Genomic DNA, 16,319 nt, shown 5'->3' with positions numbered 1-16,319 from the left:
ATTCACCCGCTGGGTCCCAGCCTACGGCCCAACGAAGAAAGGGGCGGCCGGAATCCGGCCGCCCCTCGGCACTCACTCGGCGTCGACTGTAACCACAATCTTGCCGCGGGTGTGCCCCTCCATGTTGACGCGGAAGGCATCTGCCGACTGCGCCAGCGGGAAGGTTTGTGCCACCTCAACCCGGAGTTTGCGCTCATCGACCAGATCGGCGAGTTCCTGCAGCTCGGCGCCTACGGGGTTCACCCACATCCAGGTACCGCCGTGCTGCTCCACCTCGCTGTCCGCGATGGAGGCATGCCTGCCTCCGTCAGCCAGGACAGCCAGCGTGGATTCGAGGTTGCCGCCCACGAAGTCCGCGACCACGTCGACGCCTTCAGGACGCAAGGCGCGGACCCTGTCTTCGAGTCCTTCGCCGTAGCTGACGGGCTCGGCACCGAGCGACCGGATGAAGTCGTGGTTCTTTTCTGAAGCGGTCGCAATCACTTTGGCGCCGCGCGCCACGGCAATCTGGATACCCAGGGACCCGACGCCGCCGGCGCCGCCATGGATCAACACGGTCTCCCCCGCCTTGAGGCCCAGGCGGTTAAGGACCTGGTATGCCGTCAGTCCCGCCAGCGGAAGGCCTGCGGCCTCGTTCCAGGTCAGGGAGGCGGGCTTGCGGGCCAGGAGCCGTTCCGGCAATGCGATGTACTCGGCGAAACTGCCGCCGTGGACATAGTCTTTGCGGCCATAGGAAATGACTTCATCGCCGGGCTGGAAATGCGGCGCATCGATGCCGACCGACTCTACAACGCCGGCCACATCCCACCCGGGGATGGCCGGGAACTGCAGGTCCATGGCTGCGTCGAGGTAACCGGCCATGATTTTCCAATCGACCGGATTCACCGCCGCCGCCTTGACCTTGACCAGGACCATCCCCGGCCCGACCTTCGGCAGGGGCTCCTCCGTCAACCCAAGGACGTCCGGACTTCCGTATTCGCTGTAAGTAATTGCCTTCATGCAGGCCTCAACCGATATCTTCCGGACACTATTCCGGACCTACCCGGCAGACCCGGACTGTTCCGCGTAGGCGGTGGCCTGGTCGCGCACTTGGCGAACATAGGAGTCGGACTGGTTGTAGGCGAGCACCGCACCGGTCCACCCCTTGGCGGTGGTGAGGTCACGGCCGCCCCCGCACAGGTAGGTGGCGGCGCTGAGTGCGGCATCGTCGATGTTCAGCGGGTCGGCGACACCGTCTCCGTTTCCGTCCCGCCCTGCCTGTTCCCAGGTGGAGGGAATGAACTGCATGGGTCCGACGGCGCGGTCCCAGAGGGCGTCGCCGTCGAGCACGCCATCGTCCGTGTCCGGGATGGCGGCGAAACTGTCGCCGTCGAGGCTGGGGCCGATAATCGGTCCGCTCACCTGCCCGGTGTTCGACAGGCTGCCGCCTCCGTGACTCCCGTGCGCGGACTCCACGAAGCCGATGGCGGCCACGGTATTCCACCCGATCCGGCACTCGGGCGTGGCGGCGTTGGCGAGCTCCGCAGCAGCTGCGTAGGCCTGGAGTGCCCGGGCGGGAATGCCGGTCTGCGCCGCGGTCCGGGTGAGCCATTCCGCGTCGATCGTGCTGTCCGTAATGTCCACGGCCCTGGAGCTGAAATCGGTCAGCGACGCGAGTTTCGCCCCGGATTGGGGCGGTGCCGACGGATCCCAAGGCCCTGCCGTGCCGGACGGGCGGACCACCCAGAACAGGAGCCCCGTGATGACGCAGGTCGCGAAAAGGCAGAAGACGGCAAGGCGCTTGAGGCGGAGCATGGACGTGGCGGTTCTCATTTCCGGTGTTTTGTTTAGCCGGGAGCAACTTACACCATCTTCCCGTTGCTTCCCCTCCCGACGGCGGCGCAACCCCGGCGGACCGGCCGGCGGCCGATTTTTGGCACACAAAAGCCCCGGACCTAATGGTCCGGGGCTTTGGAGCCTGTTACCGCTCGATGCTGACGGCGAGATCCAAGTGAATGTCGCTGTCGGCCACAAGGCGGTCCTGGAGGTAACGGGCCAGGCTCGCATCGGTGGCGGTGTGAACGCTATTCGGCACCGCTCCCCGCAAAAGCGCCTGCGTGTCAGTGGACTTGACCACGTCCAGCGGCGCCCAGCCACGGTGGCTGGATGTGAGTCGCTCAATGTCCGTGCGGAAAGAGCGCTTGTGGTCCTCACGGACGGTGGCACGAACGGTGAACGGGATAAAGGCAGTAGGCAAAAGAGGTCCTCTCACGAGGCAACCGGTGGTCGGCGCCCCAGTAATAACAAGTCGCATCAATGCTCCTGTTATTCCCCCGAAGCTGCCGACGAGTCCGACGTCACGGGCGGCGGGAGGCGGACCTACCGCAGAATCACCGTGCGGTTGCCGAGCAGCAGGATCCTGCCTTCGCAGTGCCAGCGCACGGCATTGCGCAGGGCGGCGCATTCGGCGTCCCGGCCAACGGCCACCAGGTCGTCCGCCGTGTAGGTGTGGTCCACGTCGATGACCTGCTGCGAAATGATCGGGCCCTCGTCGAGTTCAGCGTTGACGTAGTGGGCCGTTGCGCCCACGGTCTTCACGCCGCGGTCATAAGCCTGGTGGTAAGGCTTGGCACCCTTGAAGCTGGGCAGGAACGAGTGGTGGATGTTGATGGTCCGGCCCGCGAGCCTGGCCGAGAGTTCATCGCTCAGGACCTGCATGTAGCGGGCAAGCACCACCAGTTCCACATCAAGCTCGTCTACGAGTTCCATCAGCCGTGCTTCGGCTTCCGGTTTCGTCTCCTTCGTCACCGGCAGGTGGAAGAAGGGGATGCCGTGCCACTGGACCAGCGCCTCCTGCTCGCGGTGGTTGGAGACGACGGCGACGATCTCCACCGGGATGTCCCCGGTGCGCGCCCGGAACAGCAGGTCATTGAGGCAGTGGCCCATCTTGGACACCATCACCAGGACGCGGCGTTGGCGGCCGTGCGGCTCCAGCTGCCAGTTCATCTGCCACTTTTCCGCGAGGGCGGTGAAGTCCCTGCGCAGCTCCTCCGTGCTGAATGCCTCCTGCGGAGAGGAGAAATGGACCCGCATGAAGAAGTGCCCCTCCTTGCGGTCCCCGTACTGCTTGTTATCGATGATGTCGCAGCCGTGGTCCAGCAGGAATCCCGAAATCGCGTGGACAATGCCGGGCGACTCGGCGCAGTCGAGGGTCAGCACGTGCTCGGCCTCGGCCTCAGGCTCCACCGGTTCCGGGGCAGAAGGGTTCAGCGTCTGTGCGGTGCTCATTTCTTCACGTTCCCCAGTTCCTGCGCGGCGGATTCGGGCTCCATGTCCTGGCTGAGTTCAGCCTGGAACGTGGCGTAGCGGGCCAGGTGCGCGGGGCGTCGGCGCAGTACCAGCCAGGCGGCGCCGAGCAGGATGAACCACACCGGCGTCACCAGGAGCGCCAGCAGCGTGTCCGGCTGCGTGGTGAGCGCCCACAGGACGAAGGCGAAGAAGGCGAAGACCACCCACACCATGGGGACGCCGCCGGGCATCCGGTACTTGGACGCATCGTGCAGCTGCGGGCGGCGCCTGCGGAACGCGATGTAGCTGGCCAGGATGATGGACCACACAAACACGAAGCAGACGGCGGAGACGGTGGTCACCATGTCGAAGGCCTTGCCGATGTCCTGGCCCGCGTACATCAGCACCACGCCGGAGAGCAGCAGGACGCAGGAGAGGAACAGCGCGTTCTGCGGGACCTTGCGCCGTGACAGGGCGCCGAAAACCGACGGGGCGTCACCCTCCTGGGCCAGGCCGTAGACCATGCGCGAGGTGGAGTAGATGCCGGAGTTGGCCGAGGACATGGCCGAGCTGAGCACCACCAGGTTCACCACAGTGGCGGCGGCGCCGAGTCCGGCCAGGGAGAACATGGCGATGAACGGGCTGTGGCCGGCCTGGAACTGGGTCCAGGGCGTGACGGACATCAGGATGATGAGGGCGCCCACGTAGAAGAGCAGCACGCGGATGGGGATGGAGTTGATGGCCTTGGGCAGGTTCTTCTCCGGGTCCTTGGCCTCCGCGGCCGTGGTGCCCACCAGCTCAATGCCCACAAAGGCGAACACTGCGATCTGGAAGCCGGCCACAAAACCCATGAACTCGTTCGGGAAGAAACCGCCATGGCTCCACAGGTTCGAGAAGGTGGCCGGGCCGGCGTCGGACTGGAATCCGCTGAAAATCATGAACAGGCCCACCAGGATCAGCGCCGCGATGGCGATGATTTTGATCAGCGCGAACCAGAACTCCGTCTCGCCGAAGGCCCTCACCGTGGTGAGGTTCAGGAGCAGGAGGATGGCGATCGTGGCCAGGCCCGGGATCCACAGGGGAAGCCCCGGCCAGAGTTCCTTTGAGTAGCCGGCGATGGCGATGACGTCCGCGATTCCGGTGATCACCCAGCAGAACCAGTAGGTCCAGCCGGTGAAGAAGCCGGCCCAGGGGCCCAGCAGGTCCGCCGCGAAGTCGCTGAAGGACTTGTAATTCAGGTTGGACAGCAGGAGCTCGCCCATGGCCCGCATCACGAAGAACAGCATGAAGCCGATGATCATGTAGACGAAGATGACGGACGGACCGGCCGCCGAGATGGTTTTGCCGGAGCCCATGAAGAGCCCGGTGCCGATGGCGCCGCCAATGGCGATCAGCTGGATGTGCCGGTTGCTCAGCTGCCGCTCAAGATGCGGCTCCTGGTGGGCGGTCAGGGTCTTAGTTGTCACGTGCTGCTCCTCGGATCAAAGCGGACTGGAGTGCTGCTGAGGTGGTCGCCTGATCCGGCCCGCCGGGGGCTGGATCAAGGTTGTTGAAGCTGTACAGATGGATGCCTGCGATGTTCCCCGGCTGGCTTTCCAGCCCGGCCACCAGGCTCTGCGGCGAGTAGCGGTCACCGCTCAGCAGCTTGCGCGCCAGCGGCCCCTTGCGGCTGAGGAACTTCAGCGAACTTCCGACGCCGATCTGCGTCGCCAGGGAGACCAGCTTGGTCCGCGGAACCGCCCCGGCCACACCGGCCCACACTGGCAGCCGCACCCCTTCCCGGCGCAGGAGCGCCGCGAAGTCGAGGATTTTCGGCGCGGAGAAGCACATTTGCGTGACAACGTTCGATGCCAGGTGCTGCTTTTCCAGCAGGGCGTCCAGCAGGTCCACCGGGCCCACCGACGGGTGGCCCTCCGGGTAGCCCGCAATGCCAACCCGCATCCTGCCCCCGGTGTACTGCGCGATGTCTTCCAGTACCGGGAGGGCCGAGCCGTAGGGGCCTGCCGGCTGCTTCCGGTCTCCGCCGATCACAAACACTTCACCGATGCCGGCAACGTCGCAATCACGCAGGATGCCGGTGAGCTCGGAACGGCCGGGAAGGCTCCGCGCCGCGAGGTGCGGGATGACCGAATAGCCGAGCAAACCAAGCTGCACGGCGGCTCGCATGGTCCGCTCAATGCCATGGTGGGGCAGGCACGTCACGGTGAGCGCCGTGGTCAAAGGCACGTGGGCCCTGACCCGGTCAACGATTCCCTCTGAAGGGATGATTTCGGTCCTGATGGGGAACATCATTGGTCCTCTCTGGCTATCAAATGGTTCTCAGGAATGTGCTGCGATGAGGGAGCTGGCTTCCTGGCGGGTGCTGCCGGAGCTCTCGATGTGGGCGAGTTCGGCCGGGATGTCCCAGCCCTTCTTGCGCATCGCGGTGGCCCAGAGCCGGCCGGCACGGTAGGAGGAGCGGACCAGCGGCCCGGACATGACACCGAGGAAGCCGATCTCGTCCGCCTCCGTGGCGAGGTCCACGAATTCCTGCGGCTTGACCCAGCGGTCCACCGGGAGGTGCCGTTCGGACGGGCGCAGGTACTGGGTGATGGTGATCAGGTCGCAGCCGGCCTCGTGCAGGTCCCGGAGGGCCTCGGAGATTTCCTCGCGGGTCTCGCCCATGCCCAGGATCAGGTTGGACTTGGTGACCATGCCCAGGTTCCGGCCCTGCGTGATGACATCCAGGGACCGCTCGTAGCGGAACGCGGGGCGGATGCGCTTGAAGATCCGCGGCACGGTTTCGACGTTGTGCGCGAAGACCTCGGGCTTGGAGTCGCAGATCGCGGCGATGTGTTCGGGTTTGCCGGAGAAGTCCGGGATCAGCAGTTCGACGCCGGTGCCCGGGTTCAGTTCGTGAATCTTCCGGACCGTTTCGGCGTAGAGCCACACGCCCTCGTCGGCGAGGTCGTCCCGGGCCACCCCGGTGACGGTGGCGTAGCGCAGCTGCATGGCCTGGACCGAGCGGGCCACCTTGGTGGGTTCGAACATGTCCACCGGGGACGGCTTGCCGGTGTCGATCTGGCAGAAATCGCAGCGCCGGGTGCACTCGGAGCCGCCGATCAGGAACGTGGCTTCCTTGTCTTCCCAGCACTCGAAGATGTTCGGGCAGCCTGCTTCCTCACAGACGGTGTGCAGGCTCTCCTTTTTGACGAGGTTCTTGAGCTGGACGAACTCCGGGCCCATCTGGACCTTGGCCTTGATCCACTCCGGCTTGCGCTCCACCGGTGTGGCCGCATTGCGCTGCTCAATACGCAGCATCTTCCGGCCTTCTGGTGCCAGTGTCATAGTTCTCTTTCCTTTAGCATTCCACGACGTTGACGGCGAGGCCGCCCATCGCGGTCTCCTTGTATTTGGAGGACATGTCCTTGCCGGTTTCGCGCATGGTCACGATCACCTCGTCCAGGGACACCCGGTGCGTGCCGTCCCCCCACAACGCCATCTTCGCGGCGTTAATGGCCTTCGCCGCCGCGATCGCGTTCCGCTCAATACAAGGGATCTGCACCAGCCCGCCGATCGGATCACACGTCAGCCCCAGGTTGTGCTCCATCGCGATCTCCGCGGCGTTTTCCACCTGCTGCGGCGTCCCGCCCATCACCTCGGCCAGGCCCGCGGCCGCCATCGACGACGCCGAGCCCACCTCGCCCTGGCAACCCACTTCCGCCCCCGAGATCGAGGCCTGCTCCTTGTAAAGCACCCCCACCGCGGCGGCAGCCAGCAGGAACTTCACCACCACATCGTCACGGTCCTGCCGGGTGGCCTGGTCCATGCCTGGAGCGAAATGCAGCGCGTAATACAGCACCGCCGGGATGATCCCGGCAGCCCCGTTCGTCGGCGCAGTGACCACCCTGCCACCTGAAGCGTTCTCCTCATTGACCGCCAGCGCGATCAGGTTCACCCACTCCTGCCAGTACTTCGGATCCCGGTAGGCGGGGTCCTGGCCGCGGTTCTCCTTCAACAGGCGTTCGTGCCAGTCCGGTGCCCGACGGCGGACCTTCAGCCCGCCCGGCAGCAGCCCCTCCCGCTTCAGGGACACCGCGACGCATTCCTCCATCACCGAATAGATGTGAAGCAGGCCCTCGCGGATCTCGGCCTCGGACCGGCCCTCTTCTTCATTGACCCGCATCACGTCGCTGATGCTCAATGAGGTGTTCCGGCAGTGCTTCAACAGCTCCGCCGCGGTGCGGAACGGCAGCGGAAGCTCCTTCTTGGACTCGTCCAGTTCCTTCAGCGCCGCCTCTTCCTCGCCCTCGCGGACAATGAAGCCGCCGCCCACGGAGAAGAACGTCGCCTGGTGCAGGACTTCCCCGCCGGCGTCCGTGACGGTGAACGTCATCCCGTTGGTGTGCCGCGGCAGGATGGTCAACGGCCGCAGCACCATGTCCTTCACCCCGTACGGCAGCGGAACGCCCGCACGGTCACCGGCACCGGCAAGCTGCAGGGTCCCGGTCTCGGCGATCGCCGCGAGCCGCTCCTCCACCTCCGCGGGGAGGATCTTCTCCGGGTGGTAACCCTCCAAACCCAGCAGGATCGCCGTCATGGTCCCGTGCCCGTGCCCGGTGGCGGCGAGGGAACCGTACAAATCCACCCGCAGCCCGGCCACCTTGCCCAGGTCCCCGGACGCCCTCAGCTCCTCGGCGAAGACCGCAGCGGCCCGCATCGGGCCCACCGTATGCGAACTCGAGGGCCCAATCCCGATGGAAAAAAGATCGAAAACACCAACAGCCATGGCCGGGGTTCCTTAGTTGCCCAGGCGCTGCGGAGCGGACCGGGGACGCGCACTGAGGCTGCAGGGCAGGCAAATGCGGGGGCCCGCAAACGCGGAAGAGGACGGCTGAATCGTCACGAGGAACTCCATAATTCAGGTGGCGCAGGGCGCCACATTGATTGGGTTCCTCCCCGCTCTGTATGTGACCTGAGAGTTTCCGCGTACCCTGCTGTTACAGAGCGCCGCTTGCACCGTCGGTGAGCCCGGGGACCGGACTACTTTCCAGAGTTGCCTCGCCGCGGCGGTACGTGGGCCTGAGAGATTCCTGGGGAGGATTTGCTCCTACGGCGCCTGCTGAACGTACCGGCAGGACTCTCCCGCCGCAGATCAAAAGCATGTGCCACTTGTCGGTGACACGGCTCACACTTTATAGGTTGCCGGGGCGGCTCGCAACAGAGTCGCGTCACATGTGTCATTCGTACTGAGCCGACTGTTCCGGCGCACCGTCCCGGCCAGGCGCCGGGCCGGGAGTACAGCGGCAAACGCAAAAGGACGGTGGTGGCCATCCGGTGATGACCACAACCGCCCTCCGCACTGACGCGTCCAGCCGAAACTAGGACGTCGGGTGCAGCGATGCGGTCAGTGCCGCATCGGCGTCCCGCAGGACCTTGGCCGCCACCTGGAGACCTTCGATCCGGCCCAGGGAGGTGTCCTCGTGCTCGATGTTGACCAGCATGTTGGGGTCCACCTCGTAGAGTGCGCGCAGGAACTCGGTCCAGTAGGCGGTGTCGTGCCCGCGGCCCAGTGCCACGAAGTCCCAGGCGGAGTTCTTGGGCCACTGGTTGGCCCACTCGTCTCCGCCGAGGTTTGTCCGGTCTTCATCCGGCGAGAGCCGGCGGAAGCTGTTGTCGAGGACGCCGTATAGCGCGGCGTTTTCGGTGTTGACGCGGACGTCTTTCGCGGCTGCCTGGAAGACCAGCGGACCGAGTTCGCGGACCACGGTCACGGGATCCATCTGCTGCCAGAACAGGTGCGAGGCGTCCAGTTCAACACCCACGTGGGTGGCGCCGGTGAGGTCGATGAGCTTGCGGACGTCGGCCGTGTTGAACACGATGTTCTGCGGGTGCAGCTCAAGCGCAACCTTGACGCCGTGGTCGGCTGCGAGTCGGTCGGTTTCCTTCCAGAAGCCGGCCGCGATGCCCCACTGGTAGTCGAGCACGTCCAGGGCGGCCGAGTTCCAGGCGTTGACCACCCAGTTGACCGTGGTTGCTCCGGGTTCGCCGCCGGGCAGGCCGGACATGGTCACCACCCGGTCCTGACCCAGCCGGTGTGCCAGCCGGATGGAACGACGGATGTCCTCGGCATGCTTCTCGCCGATTTCCCGCTTCGGGTGCAGCGGGTTGCCGTTGCAGTTCAGGCCGGCGATGGCGACGCCGGTCCCCTCGAAGATCGCCAGGTAGTCGTCCCGGGCCGCGTCGCTTTCCAGGATCTGGTCCATGTTCGGAACGTGGACGGCCGGCAGGAATCCGCCGGTGTTGATTTCGATTCCGGTGAGCCCGAGGTCGGCGATGACCTTCAGGGCCTCGGGAAGCGGCCGGTCGTGGAGGATCGCGTTGTAGACGCCGAGCTTCATAGCGTGATTTTCTTTCCGTTGTTGAGCGCGGATTCAGTGACGGCGCCGAGCAGCTCCATGTTGCGCACGCCCTCGTCGAACGTGGCGCAGCGGGGAAGCGACTCGGCCTCGCTGAGGCCGGCAACCTCTTCGAGGAACGCACGGGCCTGGTAGCCGAACGCGTCGTTCTGGCCGAAGCCGACCTCGGGGGCGTCCATGGCGAGGCCGCCGGCGATGTAGGGGTGGCCCGGGCCGAGAATCACCTGGCGGTAGCCGTTGTCGTTGCCCGATCCGTCGTGGAGGAACAGCTGGATTTCCGCAGGGCGGCGCTGGTCGAACTTGGCGGCACCGTTCTCGCAGAACACCTCGAAGTTGAGGCTGTTGGCGTGCCCTGCGGCAACCCGCGAGACTTCAAAGCTGCCGGCGCCGTTGGCGAACTCTGCGTTGAATGCTGCGTAGTCGTCGTTCTCCACGGCTTCAAACGTGTCGCTGACCGCAGCATGATCGTGCCCGATGACTGCGCCAAGAGGCAGGGGTCGCTTATCGATCGCGGTGCTGAGGCGGCCGCCGCTGATGGACTGAATGTCGCCGCAGAGGAACTCGGAGACGTAAGCCAGGTGGCTTCCGACGTCGGCAAGCGCCCCGGAGCCGGGGCCGCCCTTGTAGCGCCAGCTCATGGGAGCGGAAGGACTGAAGCCGTAGTCGGTCCAGTAGCGGCCGCTGAAGTGCAGCACCTTGCCGAGGACGCCGCTGCGGATGAGGTCGCGGATGTAGGCGATGCCGGGCGTGCGGCGGAAGGTGAAGCCGATGCGGGCAATCGAGCTCGTGTTGCGGGAGGCCTCAGCCATGGCCCGGGCGTCCTCAAGGGAGTCGCTCAGCGGCTTTTCGCACAGAACGTGCTTGCCGGCGGCGAGCAGGCCTTCCACGACTTCGCGGTGGAGCGAGTTGGCGATGACAACACTGACGACGTCGATGTCATCGGCTTCGGCGATGGCCTGCCACGAGGTGTCGTTGCGTTCGTAGCCGAAGCGGCGGGCAGCCAGCGAGCCGAATTCGGCGTTGACGTCGCCGATCGAGACCAGCCGCACCGGGGGAAGCACGGGGCTATACAGCGTAGAGGCCGTCCGGTACGCAGCAGCGTGGGCCTTGCCCGCCATGCCTGCGCCAATGACGGCGACGCCGAGGCTTTCAGCCATTGATTTCTCCTTTGAAATTCGGCCAGGCCGATCGCCTGTCCAGAAAATTGTAGCGCTACAAAAACACTCGCTGAAAAGAGCGTAGCTTTGTCTATATGTCCTGTCAATCATCATGCGGCTATCCTCGATAACGAGACAGGAAAGGCTCTTCATGACGCTTAACACCCCCCGGTCCCGCCGGCCCACGATCTACGACGTCGCCAAAAGCGCCGGCGTTTCGCCGTCGCTGGTGTCCTTGGTCCTGCAGAACCCCTCACGGGTCAGCGACAAGCGGCGGGAGGCCGTGCTGGCCGCCATCTCGCAACTCGGGTACCGGCCCAGCCGCGCCGCGACCGCCCTCGCGAGCAGCCAGACGAAGAGCATCGGGCTGGTAATCGACGACTTCAGGAACCCGTGGTTCGTGGATCTGTTGCGCGGCATGGAATCCGCGCTCTCGGTGCACGGCTACCAGGTCACGGTGGCGGACTCTCGGCCCGGGCAGAACCGGATCAAGGAGGCCACCGACGGCCTCCTTGCCCTGCACGTCGCAGGCCTGGTGATCGCCGCTGAACCCAGCGAGCCCATGCTCGCGGGCACCTGGGTTCCCACCGTCGTCGCGGGCTGGCGGAACGGCGTTCCGGCCGGTGCCGACCTCATCACGAACGACGACGACGGCGGCGGCCGCCTCGCCGTCGGCCACCTGCTGAAGCTTGGCCATGCCCGGATCGGGCATCTGTCCGGCTCGGACGGCGCGGCGGCGCACCGGCGTGAGGGCTTCCGCAGCGGTATGGTGGCGGCCGGCCTGGAGCTTCGGATCGCAGGGGAATCCGGGGGAACGTCGGAGGAGGACGGTTACGCGTCGGCCTGCTGGCTGCTGGACCACTACCCCGACACCACGGCCATTTTCGCGGCCAACGACACCATGGCTGTGGGGGCGTTCGCCGCGGCGAAGGCACGGGGCCGGTCCGTGCCGGAGGACCTGTCGGTGATCGGCTACGACAACTCGCCGCTGGCGAAATCACGGTATTTGGACATCACCACCGTGGACAACCGCAGCGACGTGGTGGGAGCGGACTCCGCGCAGACGCTGCTGGCACGGATCCAGGACCCCGGCCTGGCGCCGGGCCGCAAACTGATCGAACCGGTCCTCGTGGTCCGCGGCACCACGTCACGCTTCACGGGCTGACGGCAGGGATCCGTCGGGGGCCGCGGCACCGCTTGCTACGCTGGAACAATGAAATCCCGCCTCGCCGCCCTGTCCGTTGCCGCCCTCATCGTTGCACTGACCGGTTGCGGGCAGGTCCAGGAAGCAGCCGAAAAGGCAGTGAGCGACGGTGCGTCCGAGGTTGCCACCGCGGCCGCGGACCAGGTCAAGGGCCAGGTGTGCGCGCTCGTGGAAGACGGGCTTGTCAGCGTGAAGGACAAGGAACTCCTCGGTGGCCTCGTGGCCGGCGCCGAGACCGCCGGTGTGCCCTCCGAGATCACCACCCCGCTGCGTCAGATTGCTGCGTCGGGCGACCAGGTTCCGGCGGAATCCGTCACCGCACTCAAGGACGCCTGCACCGCCTGAGCCTTAGCGTTTTCCCTTTTTGCGCGATCCCTTGCCACGGCCCTTGTCCGGATTGGGAGCGTAGCGCTGCGCCACCTTGGGCTTCTTGACGCCGGTCCCGCGCCGGTCCGGCTTCGGTTCCTTCTTGGGCGGCTCCACCTTCGCCGACGGCTGGCGGGAGCTCTGGGCGGTCCGTCCGCGGACAATCCCGATGAACTCCTCGATCACTTCATCCATGGCCGGCTGTTCGGCCCCGGCCATCGCTTCACGCGAGGCCTCGTTGGGCCAGGCAAGCGCAATCTGCGTGGTGGCTGCGCCGGTGAGTTTCCGCGCCACTGTGTCCTTAACGTTGAAATGCCGGGCAACGGACATCGGCAGGATGGCAAGCCCCGCACCGGAGGCAACCACCTGCAACGCCGTTTCCGGGCCGCCGAGCTCCGCCACATCGAGGAACGTCTCCGCGGCAAGGTCCGCCAGCGCCACCTCTTCGAACACGGAGATCTCATGCCCCTTGGGAGCAACCACCACGGGCTGCTCCTCGTACAGGGGAATCACGTTCAGGCCCTCGCGCTCCACCGGCAGCCGGACGAAACTAAGGTCTGCGGAACCGTCACGTAGAACGGCGAGCTGCGCGCCGTCGTCGGACATAAAGGACCGCAACGGAACATCCGGCATCCGCTCTTCCCAGCGGCGGATCCATTTCCCCGGCGTCACGCCGGCAACGTAGGCGAAGCGCAGCACGCGGCCTTCGGGTTCAGCGGGTGCGGGTACTTGCGGGGATTCTTCTTCAGCGGACACAGGTTCACAGTACCGCCAGTGCTAGGGTACGGTCCCCCGCCGGATACCCTTGAACCATGACCTCTGCAAACTCCCAGTCCATGAAGCCGGCCACCGTTGCCAAGAAGCTTGGCATCTACCTGCCCGCAACACCCCAGGAGTTCCAGGATTCGGTTATCACCCGCGCCGATTTCGCCGAGCTCCAGGCCAATCCGCCGGAGTGGCTGGCCGAACTCCGCCGCAACGGCCCGCACCCCCGCCCGGTGGTGGCGCAGAAGCTGAACGTTTCCATCAGCGGCCTGGCCCGCGGCGGCGTCGAAGAGGCACTCACGACGGCGGAAATCACCGCGCTGCTGCAGGCTCCCCCCGCCTGGCTGGTCGCCGAGCGCTCCACGCATGCGGCAGTCCGCGCCGAAGCGCAGCGCGTCAAGGACGAAGCGGCCAAGAAGGACGCGAAGAAAGCCCGCGCCAAGGCCGAGTAGGCCCCTGACGTCGTGGGAGGTTAGCGGACGGGACGAAGGTCGTCCGGGTCGCCCCGGTGGAACATGCGGCGGGGTGCAACACCTTCGAACAGGACCCACACCGTGGAGGCGTCGTCGGTCATCGTGTCAACAATTCCCGACGCCGTGACACGGTTGCCCCGCACAATCGCCACCCTGTCGCCGGGGCGCAGCTCCGACCAGTCAGATTCCTGCCGTACAGGCCCGTCGGTTGCTTCTCCCGTTTGGTGCCCGTGCGGAAGCTGCGGGCCTGCGCCGAACAACCATGCGGAGACGTCGCTGCGCAGCACGAGGTGGGGTCCGCCGGTTGCACTCACGCTGCCCGTGGGCACGTAGTAGCCCCGGCCCGCGCCTGAACCGCCGGCCGCCCTGTCCAAGGCATCAACAAGTCGCCTGGTGAGGTGCCCCTGGGGACCAATCTCCCGGAGCTCGTCGAGCTCTTCCGGAGTGAGCCGTCCCAGCACAGCAGCAATATCGGCCATGATGGATCCCTTCTAGCGGATGGTGCCTGAAGAACCACGCTAAAACCCCGCCATTAACGGCGCATGAAATCGCGACGGCGAACAGAAAACAAGTTCCGCGGGACAATCGGGGCTTGCCCCGCGTTAAGCGGGTACCACCCGATCAACTGCCTGAACGCCTCCGACGCACGAGCTGCCCGCCCCAACGAAACGAGCCACCCCTGCTAATTGTCCTCACCGGAATTGACGGTGCCGGAAAGACCACCGCTGCACGCGCCGCCGTCGAAGCGGCCCGCCTGGCTGGCGGCAACGCCCTGCTGCTGCGCAACCACGCGGGCCGCCGCAACATGTCGCAGTGGTCGGAGCGCTCCGGAATTCCCCTCAACCCCCGCCTGGCGAACGCACTGGAGACCGTGATCCGGACGGCCAACGTTCTGGTGTCCCATGCCCGTGCCCGCAGCTTTTCGGGCTTGGTGGTCATGGACCGTCACCTGTGTTGCCAGCTTGCCCTGCGCAGCGTCCGCGGACTCCCGCCGGGCCGGTTGCTCCCCTGGCTGCTGCGGCGCCTTCCCGCACCGGACAAGGTGATCCACTTCGACGTTGCGCCGGAGCAGGCGCTGGAACGCATCCTCCTGCGCGGAACGGACACCGAAACACTCGAGGAGCTGACCGCGCTCAGCGAAGGCTACCGCACCCTTCCGGAGTTCAGCCGCTTCGTCCCCATCGACGCCGGCGGCTCACAGGACGAGGTACTGGCCGCGCTCACCGCAGCGATCAACACCCCGGCCGGCGGCCCCCTCCCCGAAGACCTTGCAGCCGGACGGGATGACCGCTGGGCAGCCATGGACGCAGCGTCCCGCCCATAGAATCGCCCTAGGCCAGAACGACGCGGGAGATGCATGAGCAATAAGGCAGTGGGAATCAAGGACGTGGCAGCCGGCGCAGGAGTGTCCGTCACCACCGTCTCCCAGGTCCTCAACAACGTGGCCTACGCCCGGGTGGGTGCCGAAAACCGGGACCGGGTCCACGAAGCCGCGAACATGCTCGGATACGATCCGAACCGGCTGGCCCGGGCCCTGCGGACCCGGCGTTCCGGGGTTATCGGGGTGATCTGCGAGGACCTGGCCGCGGCTCAGGCCAGCCGGCCCTGCGCCTGCTGCAGCCCGGGGACCGGCCGACGGCAGTGTTCTGCTTCAACGACCTCATGGCCATGGGCCTGTACCGGGCCGCCGGCGAAGTGGGCGTCAGGATCCCCGACGAGTTGTCGGTGGTGGGCCTCGGGGACCAGGAACTCATCGCCGAGAACCTTGATCCGGCGCTGACCACAGTGCAGTCGCCTCACTACGTGATGGGCGCATGGGCCACGGACCACCTCATTGATGCCATTGAGGGCAAGACCGACCCGGGCGCGTCGGCGGCCCAACCCGCTGTCCCGGAGGGCACGCTGGTTGTTCGGGAATCAGTGGCGCCTCCCCGCTGACCCGCGGTGCTACTCCTTTGGCATAACGATCCACAACGCGATGTAGACCAGCTCACCCACACCGAACAGGCCGAAGAGCACAAAGCCAATGCGGACGAGGGCTTTTGAAATGCCGAACCGGGCTGCGAGGCCGGCGCAGACGCCAGCGATCATTTTGCCATTCCTGGGCCGTACCAATGCTGCGCTCATGCGGCCACAGTACCAGCCGGTTGCCGGGTCGAGTCCAGAGTCCCCTGGCCCCTGTTCTGGGGCTGCCGGCCTAGTCCTGGTGCAGTTGGACGTAGTTTCCGCAGCCGTCGTCCAGCACCACCGATGTGCCCGTGGGGCCCTCGGTCGGTTCCCCCTGGAAGATGACGCCAAGGGCTGCGAGCCGCTTGTATTCAGCCCGCACATCGGGAACGCCGAAAACGATCGCCGGCAAACCGGCGTCGTGCAGGCCGTTCATATAGGTCGCCGCAATGGGATTGTCGCTGGGCTCCAGCAGCAGCCCCAGGGATCCCGAACTGCCCCCGGCGGAGCCGGGATCCTTCACGATGTACAGGTTGTATTCGGGCATGGCCATGAGCGTTTCAAAACCCAGTGTCTCCGTGTAGAAGTGGTGGGCCGCGCCCGGATCCTTGACGTGGATGCTGCACATTTTTAGTCGCATGCTGCCTAGGCTACCGGTGCACGGTGCTGCCGGGAACGGGGCAGGGCAGCCACCCCGGCCGGGTTACTCCGGGGCCAGCCCATTGACGTCCGGACGCGGCGG

General features: G+C 66.0%; 19 protein-coding genes, 1 pseudogene and 1 riboswitch. Of the genes and pseudogenes, 6 read left to right on the top strand and 14 right to left on the bottom strand.

Translation table 11 applies throughout. The features are described from left to right. Positions 1-72 precede the first annotated feature (72 nt). The 10 genes from AC1MDG_RS00425 to AC1MDG_RS00380 all read right to left on the bottom strand — a co-directional run bounded on the left by AC1MDG_RS00425 (position 73) and on the right by AC1MDG_RS00380 (position 10,822). Positions 73-999: an NADP-dependent oxidoreductase gene (locus AC1MDG_RS00425; RefSeq protein ID WP_479806810.1), complete on the bottom strand. Its 927-nt coding sequence runs from the start codon at positions 997-999 to the stop codon at positions 73-75. Between the two features lie 39 nt (positions 1,000-1,038). Beyond that, on the bottom strand, positions 1,039-1,812 hold the full coding sequence (locus AC1MDG_RS00420) for a lytic transglycosylase domain-containing protein (protein WP_479806809.1): 774 nt from the start codon (positions 1,810-1,812) through the stop codon (positions 1,039-1,041). Positions 1,813-1,960: 148 nt separating this feature from the next. Then, positions 1,961-2,236: a hypothetical protein gene (locus AC1MDG_RS00415; protein WP_390247600.1), complete on the bottom strand. Its 276-nt coding sequence runs from the start codon at positions 2,234-2,236 to the stop codon at positions 1,961-1,963. Positions 2,237-2,358: 122 nt separating this feature from the next. After that, positions 2,359-3,267: a formyltetrahydrofolate deformylase gene (gene purU, locus AC1MDG_RS00410; protein ID WP_479806808.1), complete on the bottom strand. Its 909-nt coding sequence runs from the start codon at positions 3,265-3,267 to the stop codon at positions 2,359-2,361. Further along, the gene (gene cycA, locus AC1MDG_RS00405) at positions 3,264-4,733 is read right to left on the bottom strand and encodes a D-serine/D-alanine/glycine transporter (protein WP_479806807.1); all 1,470 of its coding nucleotides are present in this window, start codon (positions 4,731-4,733) and stop codon (positions 3,264-3,266) included. Before cycA ends, purU begins: the two co-directional genes overlap by 4 nt. After that, a complete protein-coding gene (locus tag AC1MDG_RS00400; protein ID WP_479806806.1) occupies positions 4,723-5,559 on the bottom strand; it encodes a methylenetetrahydrofolate reductase in 837 nt (278 codons plus the stop codon). The genes cycA and AC1MDG_RS00400 overlap by 11 nt, the downstream gene beginning before the upstream one ends. Before the next feature lie 27 nt (positions 5,560-5,586). Continuing rightward, positions 5,587-6,594: a lipoyl synthase gene (gene lipA / locus AC1MDG_RS00395; RefSeq protein WP_479806805.1), complete on the bottom strand. Its 1,008-nt coding sequence runs from the start codon at positions 6,592-6,594 to the stop codon at positions 5,587-5,589. 13 nt (positions 6,595-6,607) lie between these two features. Continuing rightward, positions 6,608-8,035 (bottom strand): L-serine ammonia-lyase, encoded by a 1,428-nt coding sequence (locus AC1MDG_RS00390; protein ID WP_479806804.1) that lies wholly within the window; start codon positions 8,033-8,035, stop codon positions 6,608-6,610. A 271-nt stretch (positions 8,036-8,306) separates the two neighbouring features. Further along, a riboswitch (glycine riboswitch) is annotated at positions 8,307-8,404 on the bottom strand. 223 nt (positions 8,405-8,627) lie between these two features. Next, complete coding sequence (locus AC1MDG_RS00385) at positions 8,628-9,647, bottom strand: sugar phosphate isomerase/epimerase family protein (RefSeq protein ID WP_479806803.1); 1,020 nt, start codon at positions 9,645-9,647, stop codon at positions 8,628-8,630. Next, a complete protein-coding gene (locus AC1MDG_RS00380) occupies positions 9,644-10,822 on the bottom strand; it encodes a Gfo/Idh/MocA family protein (protein ID WP_479806802.1) in 1,179 nt (392 codons plus the stop codon). The genes AC1MDG_RS00385 and AC1MDG_RS00380 overlap by 4 nt, the downstream gene beginning before the upstream one ends. A 151-nt stretch (positions 10,823-10,973) precedes the next feature. Here AC1MDG_RS00380 and AC1MDG_RS00375 point away from each other — a divergent pair, with 151 nt between their 5' ends. Next, entirely contained in the window at positions 10,974-11,987 is a 1,014-nt protein-coding gene (locus AC1MDG_RS00375; RefSeq protein WP_479806801.1) for a LacI family DNA-binding transcriptional regulator, read from the top strand. 48 nt (positions 11,988-12,035) lie between these two features. Then, positions 12,036-12,371: a hypothetical protein gene (locus AC1MDG_RS00370; RefSeq protein WP_479806800.1), complete on the top strand. Its 336-nt coding sequence runs from the start codon at positions 12,036-12,038 to the stop codon at positions 12,369-12,371. A gap of 3 nt (positions 12,372-12,374) precedes the next feature. Here AC1MDG_RS00370 and AC1MDG_RS00365 read toward each other — a convergent pair whose 3' ends face one another. After that, positions 12,375-13,148, bottom strand: a complete 774-nt coding sequence (locus AC1MDG_RS00365) for a LysR family transcriptional regulator substrate-binding protein (protein ID WP_479806799.1) — start codon at positions 13,146-13,148, stop codon at positions 12,375-12,377. A gap of 56 nt (positions 13,149-13,204) precedes the next feature. Between AC1MDG_RS00365 and AC1MDG_RS00360 the strand changes: the two genes are divergently transcribed. Further along, entirely contained in the window at positions 13,205-13,609 is a 405-nt protein-coding gene (locus AC1MDG_RS00360) for a DUF5997 family protein (protein WP_043479868.1), read from the top strand. Between the two features lie 20 nt (positions 13,610-13,629). On the opposite strand, the gene AC1MDG_RS00355 is transcribed toward AC1MDG_RS00360, so the two are convergent. After that, on the bottom strand, positions 13,630-14,109 hold the full coding sequence (locus AC1MDG_RS00355) for a hypothetical protein (RefSeq protein ID WP_479806798.1): 480 nt from the start codon (positions 14,107-14,109) through the stop codon (positions 13,630-13,632). Positions 14,110-14,309: 200 nt separating this feature from the next. Here AC1MDG_RS00355 and AC1MDG_RS00350 point away from each other — a divergent pair, with 200 nt between their 5' ends. From AC1MDG_RS00350 to AC1MDG_RS00340, 3 genes and pseudogenes are all read left to right on the top strand, one after another. Continuing rightward, positions 14,310-14,954 carry a nucleoside/nucleotide kinase family protein gene (locus AC1MDG_RS00350; protein WP_479809160.1) on the top strand — a complete coding sequence of 215 codons (645 nt, stop codon included), beginning with the start codon at positions 14,310-14,312 and terminating at the stop codon, positions 14,952-14,954. A gap of 33 nt (positions 14,955-14,987) precedes the next feature. Then, positions 14,988-15,089 (top strand): annotated as a pseudogene (locus tag AC1MDG_RS00345) (LacI family DNA-binding transcriptional regulator); the annotation flags it as partial. 182 nt (positions 15,090-15,271) lie between these two features. Continuing rightward, positions 15,272-15,568, top strand: a complete 297-nt coding sequence (locus AC1MDG_RS00340) for a substrate-binding domain-containing protein (RefSeq protein WP_479806797.1) — start codon at positions 15,272-15,274, stop codon at positions 15,566-15,568. Positions 15,569-15,577: 9 nt separating this feature from the next. Here AC1MDG_RS00340 and AC1MDG_RS00335 read toward each other — a convergent pair whose 3' ends face one another. Both AC1MDG_RS00335 and AC1MDG_RS00330 read right to left on the bottom strand, forming a co-directional pair. Further along, the gene (locus AC1MDG_RS00335) at positions 15,578-15,757 is read right to left on the bottom strand and encodes a PspC domain-containing protein (protein ID WP_011689918.1); all 180 of its coding nucleotides are present in this window, start codon (positions 15,755-15,757) and stop codon (positions 15,578-15,580) included. 70 nt (positions 15,758-15,827) lie between these two features. Then, a complete protein-coding gene (locus AC1MDG_RS00330) occupies positions 15,828-16,217 on the bottom strand; it encodes a VOC family protein (protein WP_479806796.1) in 390 nt (129 codons plus the stop codon). Positions 16,218-16,319: the final 102 nt, after the last annotated feature.

Source organism: Arthrobacter sp. AIWTK1 (assembly GCF_056680535.1).
Note: the sequence above shows the minus strand (reverse complement) of the source record. Positions and strands in the feature narration are given on the sequence as shown.

Excerpts from the sequence above, each read along its gene's own strand:
- AC1MDG_RS00370 (WP_479806800.1), top strand. The coding sequence starts at position 12,036 with ATGAAATCCCGCCTCGCCGCCCTGTCCGTTGCCGCCCTCATCGTTGCA.
- lipA (WP_479806805.1), bottom strand. The coding sequence starts at position 6,594 with ATGACACTGGCACCAGAAGGCCGGAAGATGCTGCGTATTGAGCAGCGC.
- AC1MDG_RS00330 (WP_479806796.1), bottom strand. The coding sequence starts at position 16,217 with ATGCGACTAAAAATGTGCAGCATCCACGTCAAGGATCCGGGCGCGGCC.
- AC1MDG_RS00355 (WP_479806798.1), bottom strand. The coding sequence starts at position 14,109 with ATGGCCGATATTGCTGCTGTGCTGGGACGGCTCACTCCGGAAGAGCTC.
- AC1MDG_RS00380 (WP_479806802.1), bottom strand. The coding sequence starts at position 10,822 with ATGGCTGAAAGCCTCGGCGTCGCCGTCATTGGCGCAGGCATGGCGGGC.
- AC1MDG_RS00385 (WP_479806803.1), bottom strand. The coding sequence starts at position 9,647 with ATGAAGCTCGGCGTCTACAACGCGATCCTCCACGACCGGCCGCTTCCC.
- purU (WP_479806808.1), bottom strand. The coding sequence starts at position 3,267 with ATGAGCACCGCACAGACGCTGAACCCTTCTGCCCCGGAACCGGTGGAG.
- AC1MDG_RS00360 (WP_043479868.1), top strand. The coding sequence starts at position 13,205 with ATGACCTCTGCAAACTCCCAGTCCATGAAGCCGGCCACCGTTGCCAAG.
- AC1MDG_RS00335 (WP_011689918.1), bottom strand. The coding sequence starts at position 15,757 with ATGAGCGCAGCATTGGTACGGCCCAGGAATGGCAAAATGATCGCTGGC.
- AC1MDG_RS00425 (WP_479806810.1), bottom strand. The coding sequence starts at position 999 with ATGAAGGCAATTACTTACAGCGAATACGGAAGTCCGGACGTCCTTGGG.
- AC1MDG_RS00400 (WP_479806806.1), bottom strand. The coding sequence starts at position 5,559 with ATGATGTTCCCCATCAGGACCGAAATCATCCCTTCAGAGGGAATCGTT.
- AC1MDG_RS00420 (WP_479806809.1), bottom strand. The coding sequence starts at position 1,812 with ATGAGAACCGCCACGTCCATGCTCCGCCTCAAGCGCCTTGCCGTCTTC.
- AC1MDG_RS00375 (WP_479806801.1), top strand. The coding sequence starts at position 10,974 with ATGACGCTTAACACCCCCCGGTCCCGCCGGCCCACGATCTACGACGTC.
- AC1MDG_RS00390 (WP_479806804.1), bottom strand. The coding sequence starts at position 8,035 with ATGGCTGTTGGTGTTTTCGATCTTTTTTCCATCGGGATTGGGCCCTCG.